Origin of the sequence: Pyxidicoccus caerfyrddinensis, from assembly GCF_010894405.1 — a bacterium.
In the GTDB taxonomy this organism is placed as follows: Bacteria; Myxococcota; Myxococcia; order Myxococcales; family Myxococcaceae; genus Myxococcus; species Myxococcus caerfyrddinensis.
Map to the genome: position 1 here is coordinate 136,186 of NZ_JAAIYA010000032.1, position 6,004 is coordinate 142,189.

Sequence of the window (6,004 nt, forward strand, 5' to 3'; positions counted from 1 at the left end):
CCTTCGCAAGCGCCGGAGGGCCCGCGCGGCTGGCGGACCCCGGCGCTGCCGCTCAGAACCGCAGCCGGTAGTGCAGGGACTTCGGCCGCGTCAGCGAGTCGAAGCCGAGCCCGCTCAGCGTCACCCCGCGTCCGGAGTCCTTCACGCCGCTCCATGGCAGCGCGGGGTCCAGTGAGTCGCAGCGGTTCATGTAGACGGTGCCCGCCTCCAGCTGTCGCGCCAGCCGGTCCGCGCGGTCCCTGTCGGACGTCCAGACGCTCGCGGTGAGGCCCAGGCTGGACGCGTTCATCCGCGCCAGGGCCTCCTCGTCGGAGCTGACGGAGGCGATGGGCAGGAGCGGCCCGAAGGACTCCTCGCGCATCACCTTCGCATCCGCGCTCACGTCCTTGAGCAGCGTCGGCTCGAAGAAGCGGCCCTTCCCGTTCATCTGCGTGGGGCGGCCGCCGCACACGAGCTTCGCGCCCCGGCGGGTGGCGTCCTGGACGAACGTCTCCAGCTCCGCCGGGTGCCAAGGCTGGGCGATGGGGCCGAGCGTCGTCTTGTCGGACTCCGGGTCGCCCAGCACGTACGCGCGCACCAGCGGCTCCACCGCGTCCACGAAGCGCTGATACAGCGACTGGTGCACGTACACGCGCTCCACCGCGCAGCAGCTCTGGCCGGCGTTGTACATGGCGCCGTCGACGATGTTCTCCACCGTCTTGTCGAAGTCGCAGTCCGGCGCGACGTAGGCCGGGTCATTGCCGCCCAGCTCCAGGCCGATGTGCAGGAAGCGGCCCTTCGCCGCCGCCTGCATCTTGTGCCCGCCGAGCACCGAGCCGGTGAACAGCACGTGGTCCACCCGCGTGTCCCCGACGAGCTTCTCCGTCGCGGCGTAGTCCAGGAAGATGGCCTGCACCGTGCCCTCGGGCGCGCCTGCCTCGGCGAAGGCGCGGGCGAAGTGCTCACCGCACAGGGGCGTGCGCGGCGAGTGCTTCAGCACCACGGCGTTGCCCGCCAGCACGGCCGGCGCCACGGCATTCACCGCGGTGAGCAGCGGGTAGTTCCACGCGGGCAGGTCCAGCACCACGCCGAGCGGCTCCTTGGCAATCCTCCGCTCGAAGCCGTCCTTGGGCGGCAGGATGATGTCCGCGAGCGACTCGGCGGCAATGGACGCCATGTGGCGCAGCCGTCCCGCCATGCCGCCCACCTCGCCGCGGGCCTGCGAGAGCGGCTTGCCCATCTGCCGGGTGATGTCGCGGGCGATGGCGTCGGCGTGCTTCTCCATCACCTCGCAGGCGCGCAGCACCAGCTTCACGCGCTCCTGCACGCTCATCGCGCGCAGCGCACGCGAGGCGCTCCGGGCGCGCTCCAGCACGGCGTCCAGCTGGGCGGGAGAGGTGGGCTCCACCGAGGCGGCGACGTCGCCGGTGTAAGGGCTGTCGACGATGTGTGTGCTCATGGGGACCAGGAAAGCCGACGGACGCGGGAGCGTCACGGCCCGGAGAAGGGGAGAGCGCGCTTTACGACAGAGCGTGACGGGCAATTGTTATCGGTCCATCGCCCCAAGGGCCGGGCATGATGCGCCCTGCCGCCGTGCCGCCTGCAGGGCAGCCGGGCAGACCGGCCCTCTCGTGAGCCCGCGGCGTGGCCGGGGAGCGTCATGCACTTCGTCTCGAAGGTCGACGGGCTGGACTACGTGGTGGTGCTGGACGGGCTCGCGCTGTCGTCGTGGTGCCTGCCCGACGAGGTGGTGTCCGATGTGAACATCCACGCGTCGAGCGAGGGCCTGCTATCCACCGATGCAGCGGGCAGGCTCGTGCTCGCCTGGGACGACAGCCACGACCGGAGCCACCTCGTCGCGGTGGACACGCTGGAGCGCGAGCGTCGCTACGCCCGCTTCCAGCTCAAGCCCTCGTTGCTCGACGCCTCGGGCGAAGCGCTGCTGCGGGTGATGGACCTCGGCGCTCCTTCGATGCTGGAGCGCCTCACCCTGAAGGCAGAGCCCGAGGGCTCGCGGCCGCTCCCGTTCCCGGAGGAAGAGCCGGTGCTGCTGTCCACGGCGTGGAATGCGCCCCGCTGGTCCCGCCCCCGGTGCGCCGGCCGGGCGGGGCTCGTGGCCACTGTCGGTGCGGATGGGCACGCGCTGCTGGCGGACTTCCGCGACTTCGACGCGCCCCGGGTGGTGGCCTCGGCCCGGCTGTGGGTGCCTCCCACCTGGGACGTGCGGCTCACGCCCTTCGAGGATGCGCTCGGCATCGTCGCCCATGACGTCGTGCACGGGACGGCCACAGTGTGGCGCGTGTCCGGCCGCGACGTCTTCGAGCGCAAGGAGCTCCCCGCCCTCACGATGCCGACCTTCGCCACGAAGGACGTGCTGCTCACCCAGGTATCCGCCGATTCGCTCCAGCGCCTGTCGCTTCACGACGGCACGTCCCGCACGCTCCGGCTCCCCGCCACGGGACGCGAGACGGGGCTGGTGCCCCATGGCCCGGGGGCGCCCATCGCGAGCGGTGACGTCACCGCGTTCCTCCCCTGGCATGGCGAGAGCCTCTTCCTCTTCGACGCGGACACGGACGAGCCGTCCGAGGTGTCACGCCTGCTGCCCGAGGACTCGCGCGAGCTGCGGCGGTTCCTCCTGGAGCGGGTGCGCCTGGCGAACGAGGCCGCGCGCTCCACCGGCACGCGCTTCGAGCTGAAGGCGCTGGACCTGACACCCAAGCATCACCACTACAGCGTGGCGCTGTCCGCACACGGGGGCGACGGAAGCCTCTGGGCGCGCACGGTGATGGGAGCGCTGCAGGGCATGTACTCGGAGCTGGTGGAGCAGCGGGAGGGACCGTGGCGACTGGGCTCCATGAGCCATCCGAACATCTCGGAGCGGCACTGCCCCACCACCAGCGCGGACGAGGTGGCGTCCATCCTCGGGCGCATGGACCACCACTGCTTCCGCCTCTCCAGCCTCACCACCATCATCGACGGCCTCTACGAGCGCAGCCTCATGTCCAGATGGAACACGGAGGCCGTCGAGCCACCCCTCACGGATGACGCCGCGCGCATGTTGCTCCAGGTGTTCCTCACCGGGCTCACCTCGCCGTCGCCCGTCAGCCTCACGCAGCAGGTGGAGCGGTGGCGGCAGTCCCCCATGCCCATCTCCGAGCTGGCCGCGCGGGTGCCACGCCTCCACCCCTCTCACGCTCGTGCCGAGCCCCGGCTGCTCGATGCGCTCGCGAGGCTGGCCGCGGTGCACCTCCATGCGCGAGCGGGGCCGCTCCTGGAGGCCCTGGCGAAGGACGCGCACCCCGACCTCCTCAACAACGGACGTCATGGCGTGCTGGAGGTCCAGCGATGGTGGGCGGGCCGGCACCCGGGGCCCGAGCGCTGGTGACCCCCTCGCCAGCGTTCTCGTAGAAGTTTTCCGGCCGGTCTGACCGAAGCCCTGGAAACAGAGACACCGTTTCCAGCGGCGACCGGCTGAGCGCCATCGCCGCGCGCTACAACACCACGGTGGAGAAGTTGGCCAAGGCCAACAACATCGCGGACCCGAACAAGATTCGGGCGGGCCAGAAGCTCGTCATCCCCGACGGCTTCGAGAAGCCGGCCGCGCGCGGTGGCGGCTCCAAGCCCGCGCCGGGCGGCGACAACTTCGCGGCCACGTCCGCGAAGAAGGGCCCGGTGAAGGACGACGACGGCCGCAAGTTCCCCACGTCGCGTGACGGCACGCCGATGTATCGCCAGGGCGACCCGCAGTGGGGCTCGCGCCGGCTGGGCAGCAGCTCCAGCCTGGCCGCCGCCGGCTGCGCGATGACGGCCACCGCGATGGCGGTGAGCAAGGTTCGCGGCAAGGTCATCAACCCCGGCGAGATGGACGCGTACCTGGACAAGAACCACGGCTACTCCGGCAACGCGCTCATCTGGGGCTCGGCGGCGAGGATGGGCGGCCTGGGCGCGGCCAGGCAGGCGTGGAGCCTCAACATCATCAACAAGCAGATCGACGCCGGCCGTCCGGTGGTGGTGGGCGTGGACCACAGCCCGGGCAGCAACGGCGGCGCCAATGGCACCGACCACTGGATTGCCATCACCGGTCGCGGCAAGGCACGGCTCCGTGAAGGGCATGGCGCTGCCGGGCAAGGACCTGGAGAAGGGCGCGCGCGGCGCGGCCGTGGAGCAGCTCCAGAAGGCGCTGGTGAAGGGCGGCTACATGAGCCAGGCCGAGATGAACACCGGCCCGGGCACGTTCGGCCCTCGCACCGAGGAGGCGCTGAAGGAGTTCCAGAAGGCGAACGGCGTGAAGAGCACCGGCTATTACGGCCCGCTGACCCGCGCTGCCTTCGAGAAGCTGGGCGGCAGCACCTCCAAGGGCGCCGCCGAGGGCCCGAAGGGGACGGACGACGCGAAGCCGGCGAAGGGCAACAACGACCTGAGCGGCTTCACGTCGAACAAGTACGACGGCATCATCAACGACATGTCGAAGAAGTACGGCGTGCCCGCGCGGCTCATCAAGGCGGTCATCCAGCAGGAGTCGGCGCTCAACCCGAACGCCACCTTGGGCGTCGGCGCGAAGGGCCTGATTCAGCTGATGTCGGCCACGGCGCAGGAGCTGGGCGTGAAGGACCGCACGGACCCGCGCCAGAGCATCGAGGGCGGCACGAAGTACCTGGCCCAGCAGCTCAAGCGCTACAAGCGTGACGTGCGGCTGGCGCTCGCTGCGTACAACGCGGGCACGGGCAACGTGGACAAGTACCACGGCGTGCCGCCGTTCACGGAGACGCAGAACTAAGTGAAGAAGATCACCGGTTGGTACAACGGCGCGGGCCCGGCGGCCTGATTCGCACGCTGGCTCGAAGTACCGCGGCCCGGTCACCTCGTGGTGGCCGGGCCGTTGTCGTTCCTCCGTCCTCGCGGCGCTGTCACCCGCTATGCGGCCGCCTGTGAAACCAGCAGCTCCTCGAGCTTGTCGTAGCTCGTCGCCACGCCGCGCTCCATCGGCGTCTTGAGGACCGCTTCGAGCGCCTCCTTCGAGGCGTAGCGCATCGTGCTGGTGACGGTCGTCTTTCCGTCCTGCTCGACGAAGGTGAGGGTGCCCACCGCTTCACCCGGGTACCAGGCGTCGTCGAACACCTCGGTGCTCACGAGGCGCTCGCCGGGGACGATTTCACGGTACACGCCGCGCATTCCCATGTTGCCCGTCCCGGGGCGGCTCCAGACGAAGCGGTAGCCTCCGCCCACCTTCAGGTCGACCTCGCAGACCGTCATCGACCAGCCGTTCTGGACGCCGAGCCAGCGCTTGAGGAGCTCGGGCCGCGTCCAGGCGTCGAAGACGAGCCGGCGAGGTGCATTGAAGACCCGCGTCATGACGAGGTCCCGGTCGCCCTCGGTCCTGAGACTCAGCTTCCCGACGTTGTTCGTGGTCATTTCTTCTTCCTCCGCGTGGTGGGCTCTGTTGCTTCCAGGGTCTTCAGTTCCTCGAGCACGGCGTCGAGCCGCTCGAAGTTCGCCTCCCAGAACTGGCGGTACTTCTCCATCCAGGCGTTCGCCTCCGCGAGCGGCGCGGCCTCCAGGCGGCGGGGGCGCCGCTGTGCATCGACACCGCTCGAAATCAGCCCCGCGCGCTCGAGCACCTTGAGGTGCTTGGAGATGGCGGGCTGGCTCATGGCGAACGGCTCGGCCAGTTCCGCCACCGACGCCTCACCCGAAGCCAGCCGGGCGAGGATGGCCCGCCGCGTGGGGTCGGCGAGCGCCGCGAAGGTCGCGTCGAGGCGCGAAGACGTCAGCTGTCCATGACTCGTTGGTTTCATAACCTTATGGTTATTTAATGGCCTGACGGTGCGGGCGTCAACCCCGGCCGCGGCATCCGTCGTGCGAGCCCCGGCCCGGGCCGCCCACCGCCCGGAAGGAACGTTGGCTCTGTCTCGACCCTCATGCGGACATGAGCAGGGCGCAATTGTGGAGGATGCCACGCAGCAGCACGTCGCGCTGGCGAGCGGCCCAGCTGCGGGCGGGGATGAGGTCGCCAAAGCGGCGTTTG

The 6,004-nt window shown here is 70.2% G+C and carries 6 protein-coding genes and 1 pseudogene; 3 read left to right on the forward strand and 4 right to left on the reverse strand.

Features of this window, described 5'->3' with window-relative positions; genetic code table 11:
* Positions 1 to 52: 52 nt before the first annotated feature.
* Positions 53 to 1,438, reverse strand: a complete 1,386-nt coding sequence (locus tag G4D86_RS45935) for an aldehyde dehydrogenase family protein (protein WP_164001655.1) — start codon at positions 1,436 to 1,438, stop codon at positions 53 to 55.
* A 201-nt stretch (positions 1,439 to 1,639) separates the two neighbouring features.
* Here G4D86_RS45935 and G4D86_RS45940 point away from each other — a divergent pair, with 201 nt between their 5' ends.
* Positions 1,640 to 3,364, forward strand: coding sequence for a hypothetical protein (locus tag G4D86_RS45940; RefSeq protein WP_164001656.1), 1,725 nt, complete (start codon positions 1,640 to 1,642; stop codon positions 3,362 to 3,364).
* A gap of 106 nt (positions 3,365 to 3,470) precedes the next feature.
* On the opposite strand, the gene G4D86_RS54410 is transcribed toward G4D86_RS45940, so the two are convergent.
* Positions 3,471 to 3,821, reverse strand: coding sequence for a hypothetical protein (locus tag G4D86_RS54410; RefSeq protein ID WP_164001657.1), 351 nt, complete (start codon positions 3,819 to 3,821; stop codon positions 3,471 to 3,473).
* Between G4D86_RS54410 and G4D86_RS54415 the strand changes: the two are divergent.
* Both G4D86_RS54415 and G4D86_RS54045 read left to right on the forward strand, forming a co-directional pair.
* A pseudogene (locus G4D86_RS54415) lies at positions 3,703 to 4,002 on the forward strand (cysteine peptidase family C39 domain-containing protein); the annotation flags it as partial. The gene G4D86_RS54410 and the pseudogene G4D86_RS54415 sit on opposite strands and share 119 nt — an antisense overlap.
* Positions 4,003 to 4,090: 88 nt before the next feature.
* Positions 4,091 to 4,756, forward strand: a complete 666-nt coding sequence (locus G4D86_RS54045) for a transglycosylase SLT domain-containing protein (protein ID WP_275899229.1) — start codon at positions 4,091 to 4,093, stop codon at positions 4,754 to 4,756.
* Between the two features lie 137 nt (positions 4,757 to 4,893).
* On the opposite strand, the gene G4D86_RS45960 is transcribed toward G4D86_RS54045, so the two are convergent.
* Together G4D86_RS45960 and G4D86_RS45965 are read right to left on the reverse strand one after the other, a co-directional pair.
* Positions 4,894 to 5,391, reverse strand: a complete 498-nt coding sequence (locus tag G4D86_RS45960; protein WP_164001660.1) for an SRPBCC family protein — start codon at positions 5,389 to 5,391, stop codon at positions 4,894 to 4,896.
* Positions 5,388 to 5,774: an ArsR/SmtB family transcription factor gene (locus G4D86_RS45965; RefSeq protein ID WP_164001662.1), complete on the reverse strand. Its 387-nt coding sequence runs from the start codon at positions 5,772 to 5,774 to the stop codon at positions 5,388 to 5,390. Before G4D86_RS45965 ends, G4D86_RS45960 begins: the two co-directional genes overlap by 4 nt.
* Between the last annotated feature and the right edge of the window lie 230 nt (positions 5,775 to 6,004).